The sequence below is a fragment of the Rhizobium sp. L43 genome (assembly GCF_002531725.1).
Taxonomy (GTDB): Bacteria; Pseudomonadota; Alphaproteobacteria; order Rhizobiales; family Rhizobiaceae; genus Rhizobium.
The window spans coordinates 24,557-39,733 of sequence record NZ_NWSQ01000034.1 but is presented as its reverse complement, the minus strand read 5'-3'; the positions used below and the strand labels follow the sequence as shown (position 1 = coordinate 39,733).

At 59.3% G+C, this 15,177-nt stretch carries 15 protein-coding genes; 11 read left to right on the top strand and 4 right to left on the bottom strand.

Annotated elements, in window-relative coordinates; all coding sequences use genetic code 11:
* Nucleotides 1-21: 21 nt before the first annotated feature.
* Both CO667_RS30085 and CO667_RS30080 read right to left on the bottom strand, forming a co-directional pair.
* On the bottom strand, nucleotides 22-756 hold the full coding sequence (locus CO667_RS30085) for a PspA/IM30 family protein (RefSeq protein WP_097621813.1): 735 nt from the start codon (nucleotides 754-756) through the stop codon (nucleotides 22-24).
* The gene (locus CO667_RS30080; protein ID WP_097621812.1) at nucleotides 753-1,199 is read right to left on the bottom strand and encodes a YjfI family protein; all 447 of its coding nucleotides are present in this window, start codon (nucleotides 1,197-1,199) and stop codon (nucleotides 753-755) included. The genes CO667_RS30085 and CO667_RS30080 overlap by 4 nt, the downstream gene beginning before the upstream one ends.
* Nucleotides 1,200-1,302: 103 nt before the next feature.
* Here CO667_RS30080 and CO667_RS30075 point away from each other — a divergent pair, with 103 nt between their 5' ends.
* From CO667_RS30075 to CO667_RS30050, 6 genes are all read left to right on the top strand, one after another.
* Nucleotides 1,303-2,358 (top strand): ion channel, encoded by a 1,056-nt coding sequence (locus tag CO667_RS30075; RefSeq protein WP_097621811.1) that lies wholly within the window; start codon nucleotides 1,303-1,305, stop codon nucleotides 2,356-2,358.
* Nucleotides 2,355-3,014: a YjfK family protein gene (locus CO667_RS30070; RefSeq protein ID WP_097621810.1), complete on the top strand. Its 660-nt coding sequence runs from the start codon at nucleotides 2,355-2,357 to the stop codon at nucleotides 3,012-3,014. Before CO667_RS30075 ends, CO667_RS30070 begins: the two co-directional genes overlap by 4 nt.
* A gap of 33 nt (nucleotides 3,015-3,047) precedes the next feature.
* Nucleotides 3,048-3,449, top strand: coding sequence for a DUF350 domain-containing protein (locus CO667_RS30065; RefSeq protein WP_097621809.1), 402 nt, complete (start codon nucleotides 3,048-3,050; stop codon nucleotides 3,447-3,449).
* Between the two features lie 12 nt (nucleotides 3,450-3,461).
* Nucleotides 3,462-4,067 carry a DUF1190 domain-containing protein gene (locus CO667_RS30060; protein ID WP_097621808.1) on the top strand — a complete coding sequence of 202 codons (606 nt, stop codon included), beginning with the start codon at nucleotides 3,462-3,464 and terminating at the stop codon, nucleotides 4,065-4,067.
* Between the two features lies 1 nt (nucleotide 4,068).
* Nucleotides 4,069-5,226 (top strand): glutathionylspermidine synthase family protein, encoded by a 1,158-nt coding sequence (locus CO667_RS30055; RefSeq protein ID WP_097621807.1) that lies wholly within the window; start codon nucleotides 4,069-4,071, stop codon nucleotides 5,224-5,226.
* 122 nt (nucleotides 5,227-5,348) lie between these two features.
* The gene (locus CO667_RS30050) at nucleotides 5,349-6,230 is read left to right on the top strand and encodes an alpha/beta hydrolase-fold protein (protein WP_097621806.1); all 882 of its coding nucleotides are present in this window, start codon (nucleotides 5,349-5,351) and stop codon (nucleotides 6,228-6,230) included.
* A gap of 100 nt (nucleotides 6,231-6,330) precedes the next feature.
* Here the strand turns inward: CO667_RS30050 and CO667_RS30045 are convergent, their stop codons facing one another.
* On the bottom strand, nucleotides 6,331-7,440 hold the full coding sequence (locus CO667_RS30045) for a LacI family DNA-binding transcriptional regulator (protein ID WP_097621805.1): 1,110 nt from the start codon (nucleotides 7,438-7,440) through the stop codon (nucleotides 6,331-6,333).
* A gap of 349 nt (nucleotides 7,441-7,789) precedes the next feature.
* On the opposite strand from CO667_RS30045, the gene CO667_RS30040 reads away from it, so the two are divergent.
* The 3 genes from CO667_RS30040 to CO667_RS30030 all read left to right on the top strand — a co-directional run bounded on the left by CO667_RS30040 (nucleotide 7,790) and on the right by CO667_RS30030 (nucleotide 11,452).
* Entirely contained in the window at nucleotides 7,790-8,752 is a 963-nt protein-coding gene (locus tag CO667_RS30040; RefSeq protein WP_097621804.1) for a sugar-binding protein, read from the top strand.
* 91 nt (nucleotides 8,753-8,843) lie between these two features.
* Nucleotides 8,844-10,385 (top strand): sugar ABC transporter ATP-binding protein, encoded by a 1,542-nt coding sequence (locus CO667_RS30035; protein ID WP_097621850.1) that lies wholly within the window; start codon nucleotides 8,844-8,846, stop codon nucleotides 10,383-10,385.
* A gap of 41 nt (nucleotides 10,386-10,426) precedes the next feature.
* Entirely contained in the window at nucleotides 10,427-11,452 is a 1,026-nt protein-coding gene (locus CO667_RS30030; RefSeq protein ID WP_097621803.1) for an ABC transporter permease, read from the top strand.
* Between the two features lie 276 nt (nucleotides 11,453-11,728).
* Here CO667_RS30030 and CO667_RS30025 read toward each other — a convergent pair whose 3' ends face one another.
* Nucleotides 11,729-12,850, bottom strand: coding sequence for an NADH:flavin oxidoreductase (locus tag CO667_RS30025; protein ID WP_097621802.1), 1,122 nt, complete (start codon nucleotides 12,848-12,850; stop codon nucleotides 11,729-11,731).
* A gap of 101 nt (nucleotides 12,851-12,951) precedes the next feature.
* On the opposite strand from CO667_RS30025, the gene CO667_RS30020 reads away from it, so the two are divergent.
* Together CO667_RS30020 and CO667_RS30015 are read left to right on the top strand one after the other, a co-directional pair.
* A complete protein-coding gene (locus CO667_RS30020) occupies nucleotides 12,952-13,362 on the top strand; it encodes a helix-turn-helix domain-containing protein (RefSeq protein ID WP_097621801.1) in 411 nt (136 codons plus the stop codon).
* Between the two features lie 168 nt (nucleotides 13,363-13,530).
* Nucleotides 13,531-14,958, top strand: coding sequence for an aldehyde dehydrogenase family protein (locus CO667_RS30015; protein WP_097621800.1), 1,428 nt, complete (start codon nucleotides 13,531-13,533; stop codon nucleotides 14,956-14,958).
* The last annotated feature ends 219 nt before the right edge of the window (nucleotides 14,959-15,177 follow it).

Genomic DNA, 15,177 nt, shown 5'->3' with positions numbered 1-15,177 from the left:
GCTGCCGTCCCCGGGGAATTGTCAGTCTTTGTTGCCAGCAGGGGCGGGCAGCAGGACGGGTTCGGCCGAATGTTTCGGCAGCATCAGTTGGGCAAGAATGTCGTCGGCCGAATGGCTCGGACTGCCAATGCCGGCCTCGCGCAGTTGACGATCGAGATCGCCGCCATTTTCCAGCGCGGCCAGTTCCGCACCGGCTTCGATGCGGCCGGCAGTGATTTCCTGGCGTTTCTTGATGCGTTCGAGACTTTCGACGGCGCTGCCGAGACGGGTGTTGATGCCCGACTGGTTATGAGCAATCGCCGATTGCGCGCGCAGCAGCGACTCGTTGGCTTTGACGTTTTCCACCTCACGCTTCATCTGAGCGATGCGCGCTTCGGTGTCCTGGATCGTGCGCAGCATCTGCTGCTGGCGGGGCAGCAGCCGGTCGAGCTCTTCTTGGTCGCGGTGTACTTCGCCGCGGCTGCTGGCGATGCGCTGAGCGAGACCTTGAGCGAGATCGGTGCGGCCCGCGGAGATCGCGGCGCGGGCGCTGTCGGTATCCTTGACCTCCTTGGCGCGGTTTTCTTCAAGTCGGCGCATGACGCTCTTGTTCGACGCCATGATCCCAGCCAGATCCGAGCGCGCCCGGCGCAGCGACTGTTCGGCGTCGCGGATTTCCTGGTCGAGAATGCGCATCGACTGGTTGTCGGCGGCGGCTTCGGCTGCCTCGTTAATGCCGCCGCGAATGGCGGTGAAAATCTTTCCCCAGGTGCTCACGCTGCAATCTCCCCGCTTTTCCATTCTTCGATCATGTGCGCCGCATCGACGGCATTGGCTGCCAGAATTGCAACCTCTTCGACCACCGTGTCGGCGGACGAGCGTGCCGACAGCGAGCCGAACAATTCATACCATTCCTCACCGTCGATCGTGGTGATGCCGAAGCTGGAGAGCGGCACGAACTTGTGGGTCTTCAGCACCATACGTTCGAAGGCTTCGCGATTGGGGACGTCCTTGCACGGCACCAGAACAGCGCTGACAAGAATATCGCGCTCCCCGCTCACCGCGACGAAGACGTCGAGGTCGCCTTTTTCCTTCAGAGTGACGCATAGGACGTCGCCCTGTTCGGGTACGGCGACATCCACATCGCCCAACGCCTCGGGATCGGCGGCGAACAGGCGCGTTAAAGTGGTGAGGTTCCAGGTCTCCAAAAAATCCTCCATCGGTTGGAACGCCGAAAAATATCTGGGTAGTCGATATGCTACTTAAAGGTGGCGCGCTAAATAAATTTCGCTAGGCTAAGCGTTGGGAACGGGGGCGAATCGCGTGCCATTTATCGCTTCATTGCTGCGGCGTGTATATCTCTCGCTCAGCGAATTGGCTTGGTCGGCCCTTTTTCTCATCCTCGTGATCCATCTGATCGCTTCTTACCTGCTGTTCGTGCTGGCCGGCGAAGGCGATCTTGTCGGTAAGCCGATCGATTTTCTTTACTACTATATGGTGACTGCAACGACTGTCGGCTATGGAGATCTTGCGCCAAAATCGGGGCTTGGCCGGATCATTGCCGTCCTGTTCGTTCTTCCCGGTGGCATTGCCATCTTCACCGCGGTTCTTGGCAAATTGTTGACAACGATCGGCACGATCTGGAGGAACCGTATGCGCGGATTGGGTGACTACAGCGAACGCGCCGGCCATATCATCGTTCTCGGCTGGCAAGAGGGGCAGACATACCAGACGCTGCGGCTGCTGCATGCCGAACGGCAGGCCAACGAACCGATGAGCGTTCTGGTTGCCAAGGAGCTGGCGGAAAATCCCGCCAGCGACTATGCCGACTATATCAGAACCGAGCGGCTCGCCGATGCCGACGCTCTGGTGCGGGCAGGCGTGGCGCAGGCGCGCGCGATCATCGCGCGCGGAGCCAATGACGACGAGACCCTGGCCGCAGTGCTGATTGCCGAAGATCATGCGCCGAATGCCCACATCGTGGCTTATTTCGCCGACGACCGTACAGCACAGATGGTCAAACAACTCCGGCCGCGCGTCGAGGCGGTGGGCTCGCTCGCCGAGGAGCTGCTGTCGCGTGCCGCCCGTGATCCGGGCTCTTCGGAAATCGCCGCACGGCTGCTGTCTGCCGCCTCCACCGACACGGCCTTTTCCCTGCCGGTACCGCCTTTGCAAAGGCCGCTGCTCTATGGCGACGTGTTTTTAAGCCTCAAGCGTGAGCACAATGTCACCCTGGTGGGCTTGCTGAGCCAGGGCATGACCGACCTCAATTGCCGGGACGAGGTGCTGATGCGGGGCGGCGAGACCCTTTACTACATCAGCGGAATGCGGCTAGATCCCGCTGCCATCGCTTGGGCTCGAATGGGAGACGTATCATGATCGGATGGTTCGGCGGAAACAAGAACGAAACGCCCTTGCCTAAAGAACTCGGCCCCTTGAGCGCCGCTATCGGCGGGGCCCTGGAGATCGATTTCCTCTCCCTCGAGGCCGAGGCCTTGGGCGGCGAGCCGGCTATGCCGCTGCCACGGAGCGGCCCCTTCATCATTGCCGGCTACGGTGAGGTTTCGCTCGATGCGGCGACGGTTCTGTCGCGTTACTACGATGAAGACCACCGGATAATTCAGGTCATGTCGACGTCGGGCCAGCCCGGGGATGCCGTCGACGACATCAGCTTTTATCAGCCCTGGGACAGCGTCGTGCCTGCCGGGCAGAGCGAATGGAACCGCTGGACCGGGCCGAACGGCCTGATCGGCCAGCCCTCCTACGATGCCGATGGGATCCTCTATAACCGCTTCTGGGGCGACGGCCCGGAGCGCGCTCAACTGGTCGAATTTGTCGAAAAGGTCGACGATGGTGAAGAGCAGCGCTCCATTCACCAGACCTGCATGCTGTATTATCGCCCGCTTGGCTCGACGCGCGAAATGCTTCTGATCAATGTCGAGCGCGACCTCGATCTCGCACAGAGCCAGGCGGGAAGCTCGGTGGAATTTCTGATCGGCTATGGACTTGCTCCGGCCGATGTTCGCCGCGTCTGACAGACTATCAATTTTCAACGGAGGACTTTTTCAATGCTCGTTTACGTGGCGGGTCTGCCTGCCTTCCTCGGTTATTTCGCCGTCGGTCTTGCCGCCTATGTCGTTTTCGCGGTGATCTACACATTCCTGACGCCGCAAAAAGAAGTCGAACTCATTCGTGCCGGCAATCTTGCCGCCGTCACGGCATTTTTGGGTGCGCTTGTCGGTTTCAGCCTGCCTCTGGCTTCGGCTGCTGCCAATTCGGTCAGCATCGTCGACTACATCATCTGGGCGGTGATAGGCATCCTGGCGCAGATTCTCGCTTACTACATCGCCAATTTCACCATGACGGATCTGCATGAGAAGATCACGGCCGACAATATCGCCGCGGGCATATGGGGCGGCGGTATCGCATTGGTCATCGGTATTCTCAATGCCGCCTGCATGACCTATTGAGGGGAGGGAACGATGCGCAGACGCAAGAGCGGGCACAAACGACCTTTCCTGGCCCTCGGCACCATCGCTGCCTCGACCCTGGCGCTGTCCGGCTGCGGCGATCAGACTCCTTCGGACACGATGTTCACCTCTGTCGACCAATGCGTGGCATCCGGCATGGACCGGCAGGTCTGCCAGGCCGGCTATCAGGATGCCATGCGGGCCCATCTCGCCACCGCGCCGCGTTTCAACGGCATGGCCGCCTGTGAGGCCGAATACGGCTCGGGCCAATGCACGGAACAGCGGGCCAATGCCGTCCCTAACAACAATACCGGCGCAAGCGGCAGCTTCTTCGTGCCATTCCTGACAGGCTACATGCTGTCTTCGGCACTGAACAACATCGGCGACTATTACGATTATCGCCGGCGCCAGGAGGAAAGCGGCTATTATTATGGTTCGACGCCGATTTATCGCAATCGCTCGGGGCAGACGGTGACGACGACTGTTCGCTCGGGCGGCTCGCTCAACGACAGCGTGACGGCGCCCTCGCGCCAGAGCGTCAAACCGGTCAACGTCAACACCCGCACCGTCGCCCGTCAGGGCTTCGGGGGGCGTTCATCCTTCAGTTTCGGCGGCTGACATGAAGCGCATCACCCTTCCGGCGCGTCCTGATTGGCGTGACAAGGCTCGCGCCGTCGGCTTCGGGTTTCACGTCATGTACGGCGAGCCTTACTGGCTCGACGATGCCGCCTATACGTTCACGCTCGATGAGATCGAGACGCGGATCGAAGAGCCGAGCCAGGAACTGCACGACATGTGCATGGATCTGGTCGGCGATATCGTCAAAAGCGAAGAAGCGCTCGACAGGCTGGCCATTCCGGAGGATCTGCGCGATGTGGTGCAGCGCTCCTGGCAGCGCCGAGACCGGCACCTCTATGGCCGGTTCGATCTTGCCTATGACGGCAATGGCCCGGTCAAGCTGCTTGAATACAATGCCGATACGCCGACTTCGGTGTTCGAGACGGCCTATTTCCAGTTCAACTGGCTGACCGACCAGATGGCTTTGGGTGTCCTGCCCAATGATGCGGACCAGTATAATTCCTTGCAGGAAAGCCTGGTCGAGGCGTTCGAGCAATTTTCTAAAGAGCCGATCTTCCACTTCGCTGTGATGACCGACAATGAGGAGGATCGCGGCACGACGGTCTATCTGATGGACTGTGCGGTGCAGGCCGGCCATCGCGTCGAGCTTCTTGATATTCGCGAAATCGGCATCGATGCGCAAGGCCGCTACACCGACCTACAGGATCGGGTGATCGACCGCTGCTTCAAGCTATACCCCTGGGAATTCATGCTGCGCGAGCCGTTCGCCCGCGAACTCGCACGCTCGGGCGATGTTTTCATCGAGCCCGCCTGGAAGGCCGTGCTCTCCAACAAAGGGCTTCTGCCTCTGCTCTGGCAGCGCCATCCCAATCACCCCAACCTGCTGCCCAGCTATTTCGCCGACGACCCGGCGGCCTCGAGCTTGTCCGATTACGTGCGCAAACCGCTGCTGTCGCGAGAGGGCGAGAACGTCACAATATTCAGAGATGGCCGGGAATTCGTTTCCGCTCCCGGCGATTATGGTGAGGAAGGCTTCATCGTCCAGGCCTATGCCCCGCTTTTCGAAAGCGATGGCGGCTTCGCCGTGCTCGGCAGCTGGGTCGTCGGCGATCGCGCCTGCGGCCTCGCCGTGCGCGAAGACCGCTCGCGTATCACCGCCAACCTGTCGCGTTTCGTACCGCATGTCATAATTGAATAAGAAGAGATGCCTCGCGTCCTGTGCTGCTAGCTTCGTGTCCTCGCCGGGCGAGGCGGCACGAACCGCACCGGCATCCATTTTCCTTCGCCTATCTTCTAAAGCAAACATCAGAAAACATTCTCATGACCAATCCTGCCAGCGTCTATTCAATGCCCGGAACGTGTTTTTTCGATCTGGCGCCTGCAGCGGGCGGTGAGCCCTATCGCATATTCCTTTCCATTCCGGCGGAGAAGCCGCCGGCAGGAGGATGGCCGCTTCTCGTGATGACCGACGGCAACGCTACTTTCCCCTTCGCGGTCGCCAGCTTGGTCACGCAGGCGCCTTATCCCACGGGGACGAATGTCGGTTGGGGGGTGATCGCGGCGATCGGTTATCCATCCGACGAGCCCTATGATGCGCTCCGCCGCTCCTGGGACCTGGGGCCTCCGCCGGTCAAAACCTATCCGCCCTTCGTGGAGGGCGGTCCTCCGGTTGTCATCGGAGGAACCGGCGAGCTGCTGGATTTCATCGAGAACGATCTTCTGCCGCGGATTGCCGAGACGGTGAACCTCGATCCCAAGCGCCGATCGCTCTTCGGACATTCCTTCGGCGGCCTCTTTACGCTCTATGGCCTGTTCGAGCGCCCAGAACTGTTTGCCAATTGGATTGCGGCCAGCCCAACCATCTATTGGGAAAACAGTGAAATCCTCAAGAATGAGGCGAACCGCCAAGTCATACCGGGAAATGCATCCTTCCTGCATTTGTCCGCCGGAGAACACGAAGGCGATGAGCTGGCACCTTTTCAGTACCGGAACGAGGATGCCCCTGTACGTCTGGAGAAGAGGAAGACGGAGCGGACTGTCCTCTTGGCGCGGGAGATGGCGGAGCGATTGAACGGCACTGCCGACGGATTGCGTACCGAATTCGAGCTTTATGCCGGCGAGACCCACATGTCCGTTCTTGCGGCGGCCGTCAATCGTGCGGTTGCCATCGCCTTCGCCGTCCAGGATCCGGCCGACAGTTGACGTTCCCTGCAAGGTTTCATCGGTGAACAGAGCCAGAGGTTCGACATCGTACCTCAGCCGAATTTATTGGCGGGGCGTGATTCCCCCGCAAACCTTAGGCCTATGGCGAGGTATGAATACCATCGAGGATTTGCCGTGCGTCGGCGCGCGGCGCGGCGACGGAATGGCGCTTGACCAGCGAGCATTCGAGCTTGGCAATCGGATAGCGCTTGCCGGGCGAACTTTCCGGGTTGAGATGTTCGATCGCCCATTGCCCCATGGCAAGATGCGGAAGGACCGACGTCGTCAGCGGGGGGACGAGATGTCGTGAAATTTCTTCGTCGTCATACCCCACCACCGACATGTCCTGGGGAATGCGAAGCCCTGCATCCTTGAGCGCTTCGTAACACCCGATGGCGGTGCGGTCGTTCTGGCAGAAGATCGCGGTCGGCGGCTCTTTCAGGGCAAGCAGTTTCATCGTGGAGGCATAGCCGGCGCCGGCGGACCAGTCGCCTTCAATGACCAATTCCGGATCGAAGGGGATATCGGCGGTCGCCAGCGCCCGGCGATATCCCGTCAGCCGGTCCTGCGCAGCCTGCATCCAGATTTCGCCGGTGATGGTCGCGATGCGATGGTGTCCGTGCACGATCAGATGCCGGGTGGAGCTCTGCCCTCCGGCGATCTCGCTCGGCACCACGGCGGGGAAAGCATGGTCCGCCGTATAACAATTCAGCAGCACCGTCGGGATGTTGAGCTTGCTGACATAAGCAGGAAGCTCCACCTGGCGGGTGTAGATCGTCATATAGATCAGCGCCGATATGCCGCCGCTCGTCAACGCCTTGATTGCCTTCGGCTCCATGACCGGATCGCTCAGCGTCTGGGTTACCAAAAGGACATTGCCGGCGCTCCAGGAGGCTTGCCGCGCGCCTTCGATCGCAACGATCGCTTCCGGGCTGGTGGCGAGTTGATCCACGGCGAAACCGATCACATTGTCCAGCCCCGAATAAGCCGCCTTCGTCGTATAAGTCGCCCCGGTATAGCCGAGCGCGCGCGCCGCCTCCCATACGCGGTCGCGGGTCTGCTGTGAAATACGGGTGCCGGGCGTGTCGTTGAGAACGAAGGAGACGGCCGCCTGCGAGCAGCCGGCCGCCGCGGCGATATCCATCATCGTCACGCGTGCAGGCTTGTCCACCACAGGCTTATTCCTTTTTCGGGTCTTGGTTTTTTGCATGCGTGGAAAACTGTCTCTGCTGGGATAATGGGTGAGGGCGCTCGATTATCGTATTTGGTAATTAATATTATCATCTATCTGAAAGCGCTGGCAATTGCATCGTTTGCTGCAATGCCCACAATTGCTGGCCATCTCCAGTATAAAACTGCATCCTGGTCCGTGCGCGATGAAATGTTTTGATCTGAATTGATAATACTATTTACTAATTAAAATTCTTCTATACCGTCACGGAGCGATCGGAGCCAATGCCACTCGTCGCTGCGCGACGGCCCTGGGAGGGGGCGTGCATCCGACCGGCCGTCAATCGGAAAAACGGGCCCTGCAACTGCGGCCCCTCGGGAGGTGTATTATGAAACAGCTGAAACGCAATGCAGCCTTGTTCTTCGCCGGCTTGATGCTGAGCGCGGCGCCGGCTGCGGTATCGCATGCCGCCGACAAGCCGACACTCGCATTCGTCGTCAACGGTGCGTCCGACTTCTGGAAAGCGGCAGAGGCGGGCGTCAAGAAGGCGCAGGCCGAGATGCCGGACTACCAGATGGAGCTGAAATACCCCGAGCAGGCGGCTGTCGCCATTCAGCAGCGTCTCATGGAAGATCTCGTCAGCGCCGGCGTCAAGGGGATCATGGTCTCCGCGGTCGACCCCAAGACCCAGACGGACGGCCTCAACAAGATCGGCTCGCAGACGGCTCTCTTCACCACCGACAGCGACGCACCGAAGACCAACCGCGTCGCCTATATTGGTTCTTCGAACGTCGACGCCGGCAAGCAGGCCGCCGAAATCGCCAAGAAGGCGATGCCGGACGGCGGTAAGTGCATGGGCTTCGTCGGTCTGCTGGGCGCCGATAACGCCCGCGAACGCATCGAAGGGATGAAGGAAGGGCTCAAGGGTACCAAGATCGAGCTTGTCGATGTTCGCGGTGACGACATCGACCAGACGCGCGCCAAGAAGAACGTGGAGGATGCGCTGGTGGCCAGCCCCGACCTGACCTGCATGGTCGGCTTCTATTCCTACAACACGCCGCGCATCTATGAGGCGCTGCGCGACGCCGGCAAACTCGGCCAGATCACTGTCGTCGGCTTTGATGACGATCCGATCACGCTCGGCGGTGTCAAGGAAGGTACGATCGCGGCAACCGTTGTACAGCAGCCGTTCGAATGGGCCTATCAAGGCATGAAATTGATGGCCGCCTACCTCAAGGGCGACAAATCAGGCGTTCCCGCCGATGGCTTGATCATCATTCCGACGGTGATCATCGGCAAGGATGACGTCGACAAGTATGCCGCCAACCTGAAGGCCCTGGCTGGAAAATAATCCTGGAAAATAACCTCCTTTGCGGCGGTGGTACTCACCGCCGCCGCGAAATGCGTTTCATGCCGACAGCATCAGCGGCCATGGACAGGCGATGAACCATAGTTCCGACATCCCGTCACCGGGCGCGCCCGCAACGCCATTCCTTTCGCTTTCCGGCGTCGGCAAGACTTATCCAGGCGTCGTTGCGCTTGATGACCTGTCGATCGATATCATGCCGGGAGAGGTCATCGGCCTCGTCGGCGAGAACGGGGCCGGAAAATCGACGCTGATGAAGATCCTTGGCGGCGTGATCGCCCCCGACCGGGGCACGATCCTGCTCGACGGTGCGGAACTTCGTTTCCTCACTGTGGAATCGAGCATCTCGTCCGGCATCGCCTTCGTGCATCAGGAACTCAATCTCTTTGAGAATCTCGACGTCGCCGCCAATATCTTCCTAGGGCGCGAACCGCTGAAGGCGGGACCTTTCAAGCTCGTCGATCGCGATCGGCTGCGAGACATGGTGAAGCCGCTATTGAAGCGCGTAGGGGCGCATTTTTCCGCCGACACACCCGTGGCGTCGCTTTCCCTTGCGGAGCAGCAGATGGTGGAAATCGCCAAGGCGCTGTCCATCAACGCCAGGCTCGTCATCTTCGACGAACCCACTTCCAGCCTGCCGCTGGCCGAAACGGAGCGGCTGCTCAGCATCATCAAATTGCTGAAGGCGGATGGCATCAGTGTTATTTTCATCTCGCATCGGCTCCACGAGGTTGAGCGCGTAGCCGACCGGGTCGTCGTTCTGCGCGACGGCGCGCTTGTGGGCACGCTCGCCAAGAGGGACATCGGCCACGATCAGATGGTCAAGCTGATGATCGGCCGGGTGCTTGCGGCCCGGACTGCAAAGCCGCAGCGCTCGCCGGGCTCGGTTGCGCTTGAGGTAAGCGGCGTGCGCACCGAGGCCTATCCCAGCCGTCCCGTCGATCTGGAAATCCGGTATGGCGAAATCCTGGGACTTGCGGGCCTCGTCGGGTCCGGCCGGACCGAGCTTGCCAGGGTGCTCTTTGGCATTGATCGCAGTTACGGGGGAGTCATCCTGCAGGACGGGCAGCAAATTGCAGTCCGTTCTGCCCGGGACGCTGTCGCCCGCGGCATTTTCTTGGTGCCGGAAGATCGCAAGCGCAACGGCATTCTTCTCGATTTCCCGATTGCCCAGAACATAACCCTTGCCGATCTCCCTCAACTCTCCAGCCGCTCCATGCTCTCCGCTGAGAAGGAGATGGCGGCGGCCGAAAAGCAGCGCGTTCGCCTCGGTATCAAGGCGCCCTCGCTTTCGACACGAACCGGCACTCTTTCCGGCGGGAACCAACAGAAGGTGGTGCTTGCCAAATGGTTGTCGATGAGCCCGAAGGTGATGATCTTCGACGAACCGACCCGCGGCATCGATATCGGCGCGAAGAACGAGATTTACGGGCTGATGCGAGCGCTTGCCGATGCGGGAGTAGCGATCCTGATGATCTCAAGCGATATGGAAGAGGTGATCGGTGTTTCCGACCGCATCGCCGTCATGCACGAGGGCCAGATCGCCGGCATATTGGAAGAGGACGAATTCAATCAGGAAAGCGTTCTTTTGCTTGCTGTCGGCAAAAGGGTAAAATAGCGCCGTGCCAAATATAATAAGTATCGGGGAACGGATCTCGAATGATCAAGAAAGATCTCGGACTGCTGCTTTTGATCGTCGTCGTCGGCATCGTCGTCGCCATCATCAATCCGCGCTTCCTGCTGCCGATCAACCTGGCCAACACCGCCAACCTGATCGGCCTGTTCGGCATCCTGTCGATCGGCCAGGCCTTTGTCATCATCACCGGCGGTATCGAGCTTTCCGTCGGCTCGCTGGTCGCACTTCTCGGCGTGCTGTTCGTCGATTTCATCGCGGTACAGGACATGTCCTGGATGCTGGCGCTGCCGTTCATTCTTTCGCTTGGCGCTGTTATAGGTGCCGTCCACGGCTGGCTGATCACCCGGCTCAACCTGCAGCCCTTCGTCGTCACCCTTTGCGGCCTCCTGATTTACCGCGGGGCAGCGCGCTTCTATACGGCCGACGGAACGGCGGGTTTTGCTTTCGGCCAAAATTTCCCGGATCTCGAATTCCTCGCCGCCGGACGGTTCTACGGCGTTCCCAGCACCTTCATCGCGCTCGTCATCATTGCCGTGGTCATGTGGATCATGCTGCATCGCTCGGTCTTCGGGCGTTATCTCTATGCGATCGGGAAGAACGAGGAGGCGGCCCGCTATTCCGGTATCCGTACCGGCCGCATGATCATGTCGGCCCATGTCATCTGCGGGCTGCTGACGGCGCTTTCGGCGATTTATTTCGCCATGTATACGCGCTCGATCTCACCGGCGAGCCATGGTCAGTTCTACGAGCTCTACGCAATTGCCGCTGCCGTCCTCGGCGGCTTTTCGCTCCGCGGCGGCGAAGGGTCGATCGTCGGCGTCGTGCTCGGCACGGTCCTGCTGCAGGAGCTGCAGAATCTGGTGAATCTGCTGGGCATCCCATCGTCGCTGAATTTCGCCGTCATGGGTGGCGTGATCCTCATCGGGGTCCTGATCGACCAGCAATGGCATGCAATCCGCGCCAAACGCCGCCTCGTCTCCGCCGCCCGGCAGACAGAAACCCGTCTTTCGAACGAAGGCAGTTTGCCGGTGGTTGCCAATCGGGACTAGGTCAGTGGATGAGGCTATGCGCGTCGAGAGGCGAGACTGTCGCATCTCTAACTGGCCCAACTGTCGCATTGGCTAAAAATCGCATAAGACGACTTATGGAACCATCCAATTCACCGGTGCAACGGCGGCTTGGGACGGTAAGCAGCCGAGCGCTGTCGTCAAATTTCTCTACTTCGTTAGCCAGCAAGGTGGACGCCAGTGCACCACGTCGACGATATCGTCAAATATGCTAATGGACGGACGCAGCCAACGCTCTCATCCGCCCACCCTTCTTCTTCAGACCAGCTCGGATAAGGAAGTTGGGTCGAACCCTTTCAATCCCGAAAATTCGCCGTCTTTTATCTTGCCGACCCAATTCGAATCACTGAGCAACGCGCGTCCCACAGCAATAAGGTCGAATTCGTCGCGTTCCATGCGATCGATTAAGCGATCGAGACTAGCTGTAGTTGATCCCTTGCCGACGAAAGCGCTGGCAGTAACGTCGTTGTCTAGTCCCACGGATCCGACAGCGATTGTCGCGGCACCCGTCACTTTCTTTGCCCAGCCTGCGCCATTGAGACCATTCTCGCCGTCAATCTCCGGAAATTCTGGTTCCCAGAAGCGACGTTGCGAAACGTGAAGGACATCGACGCCTGCCTCAACCAAAGGCAACAGCCAAGTCTCCATCTCTGCAGGTGTCTCAGCAAGCCGCACGCTGAAATCCTGCTGCTTCCATTGGCTGACGCGCATGATGATCGGGAATTTAGGTCCCACCGCTTCACGCACGGCAGTAACGATCTCGGCTGCAAAGCGCGAGCGTTCTTTGATCGTTGGCCCGCCATATCGGTCCGTCCGCAAATTGGTGCGCGACCAGAAGAATTGATCGATCAAATAGCCGTGCGCGCCGTGTATTTCGACAGTGTCGAAACCAAGCCGTTTGGCGTCTGCTGCGGCTTTGGCGAAGGCTGCGACAGTATCGGCGATATCCTCTCCGGTCATCGCCACGCCGCGCGCGTCGCCAGGCGCGTCGAGACCAGACGGACTTTCCACTGGCGCATCGGGCTCCCAACCGTTGATGTACCGGGTAGCTCCAGTGTGCCAGATCTGCGGCCCCATACGACCGCCAGCACTGTGGACAGCGTCAATCACAGTCTTCCATCCCTGTAGCGCTGCATCGCCATGAAAGAAGGGAATCCCGCTATCATTGCGGGAGGCAGGACGGTCGATCACCGTCCCTTCAGAAAGGATAAGTCCGGCGCGACCTTCTGCTCGGCGCCGATAATAGTCGGCACTCGCCGGTCCCGGCACGCCTTCGGGCGAAAAAAGGCGGGTCATAGGCGCCATCACGATGCGATTTTTGAGGTCAAGCGATCGGATGCTGAACGGTCGAAAAAGGCTACTTGTATCGGGACTGGGCATCGGTAGAACTCCGTTGTGTTAACCGAAGGTACAGGTATATGATGTAGACCTAGCGTCAATCAGGCACTTCAAGTCGCCTAGATATATCGAAGGAAACCATCATGCTTGAACTGGAACCGCTCTGCTTTTCTTCTGAATGCCCGAGCCGGGCTCTATTCGATCAGATTGCTGACAAGTGGTCGATGATGGTGATTGCGGTTCTCGATGAGGGACCGCAGCGCTTCAATGCCATCCGCCGCCGGCTGCAAGGCGTGACGCAGAAGGCTCTCACTCAGTGCCTCCGTCGCCTCGAGCGCAACGGTCTCATAGCGAGAGAGGTAATTTCACTCTCGCCGGTGGCGGTGCAATATCAACTGACGCCACTTGGCCAGACGTTGCGTGAACCCCTCCAAGAACTGCACAAGTGGACATTGGTGAAACTGCCGGAGGTCACCGCAGCGAGAGAGGCTTTCGACAATACGGATGACCGGCAGAAGGCAGCGGACAGATCGCTGATCCGGCTACGCATGTGACGCGAGCTGAGCAGCGGCGGGGCTTTCAAAAATCGGTTCGCCGTCGCGTCCGCAATGACGAGTCCGGGTCAAGTATACTTCGCCCTACCAGCGCGACTTCAAGTGCCTGATTGACGCCAAGTTTACAAAAGATACTTATGCCTCCGTCAACAATGATGGAGCTTTTTCATGCGTAACAATCTTCAGTTCTACATCGACGGAGCCTGGGTACAGCCCAAAAGCACAGCCGTAATCGATGTCATCAACCCAGCGGACGAGACCGTCGTTGGTCAAGTCGCGCTGGGCGATGCGAGTGACGTGGGCGATGCGGTTGCAGCTGCGCGAAAGGCGTTTGAAACGTATTCACTCACCTCGATTGCGGAGAGAATTTCGCTCTTCGACCGGATTATTGCTGCCTACGAGAAGCGAGCCAGCGATTTAGCCTTGGCGGTAACGGATGAAATGGGCGCGCCGCAATGGCTCTCTGAACAATTGCAGGTGACCGCCGGCCTTGCCCATTTCCAGATCGCACGAGCATCGCTGACGGACTATCGGTTCGACGAGCCTCTTGGCACAAGCGAAGTCGTGCGCGAGCCGATCGGCGTTTGTGCTTTGATCACGCCGTGGAATTGGCCGTTGATGCTGATGGCCGCAAAGGTGGCGCCTGCGCTTGCTGCGGGCTGCACCGTGGTATTGAAGCCCTCCGAAATCGCGCCCTTCTCAGGCACGATCCTTGCCGAGATCCTGCATGAGGCCGGAGTTCCTAAAGGGGTGTTCAACCTCGTGCATGGTGATGGACGCGTTGTCGGCAATGCTTTGACGAGCCACCCGGACGTGGACCTTGTCTCGTTTACCGGCTCAACTGCGGCTGGGATCGAGGTTGCTCGCACGGGTGCCCTCACTGTCAAAAGAGTGCATCAGGAACTCGGGGGAAAGTCACCCAATATCGTCCTGCGTAGTGCCGACCTCGCATCTGCTGTCGAAGGCGGCGTAGCGCAAATGATGCTGAACAGCGGACAGTCCTGCAGTGCCCCGTCTCGGATGCTGGTCCATATCGATCAGGTTGCCGAAGCAATCCGCTACGCAAAGGCCGCCGCCGAAACCTGGTCCGTCGGCCATCCCTCCTCCAACTCGAAGATGGGGCCTGTAGCTTCAGAAGCGCAGTGGAACAAAATCCAACGTCTGATCCAGTCGGGGCTCGATGAAGGCGCCACGCTTGTGACTGGAGGGCTTGGCCGTCCCGATGGACTCGACACTGGCTTTTACGTCCGGCCTACGGTCTTCGCTGACGTGCGCAACGACATGACGATCGCGCGTGAAGAGATCTTCGGACCAGTCCTCGTCATCATTGCTTACTCCGACGAAGAAGATGCCGTTAAAATCGCGAACGACACGACCTACGGCCTAGCTGGCTATGTTCAGGGTGAGCGGGATGCGGCGGAAGCTATTGCGCGTCGCCTGCGTGCCGGCCAAGTCTATTTGAACAATGTTAATCTTGATCTGGCTGCGCCCTTCGGCGGCTATAAGCAGTCCGGCAACGGACGTGAATGGGGTCCGATGGCGATCGGTGAATTCCTCGAGATCAAGGCCATTATCGGTTTCCGCGAGGCAGCCTGACGGCCAAGGTTACTTTGACAATGGATGCCCGGAACTGGATTGATCCGGGCATTCAGCGAATGTTTACCGACTGGCAACCAAGTTATTCATGGGACTACTTTTAAAAGTCCATAATGTTCTCACTCAGCCAGGCAGCGACAGATCGCGGCGCCGAGTCTGAGCCAATCGCTCATTACGGATATCCCGGGGCCGATACAGACCCTGACATTCGCTTTAGCG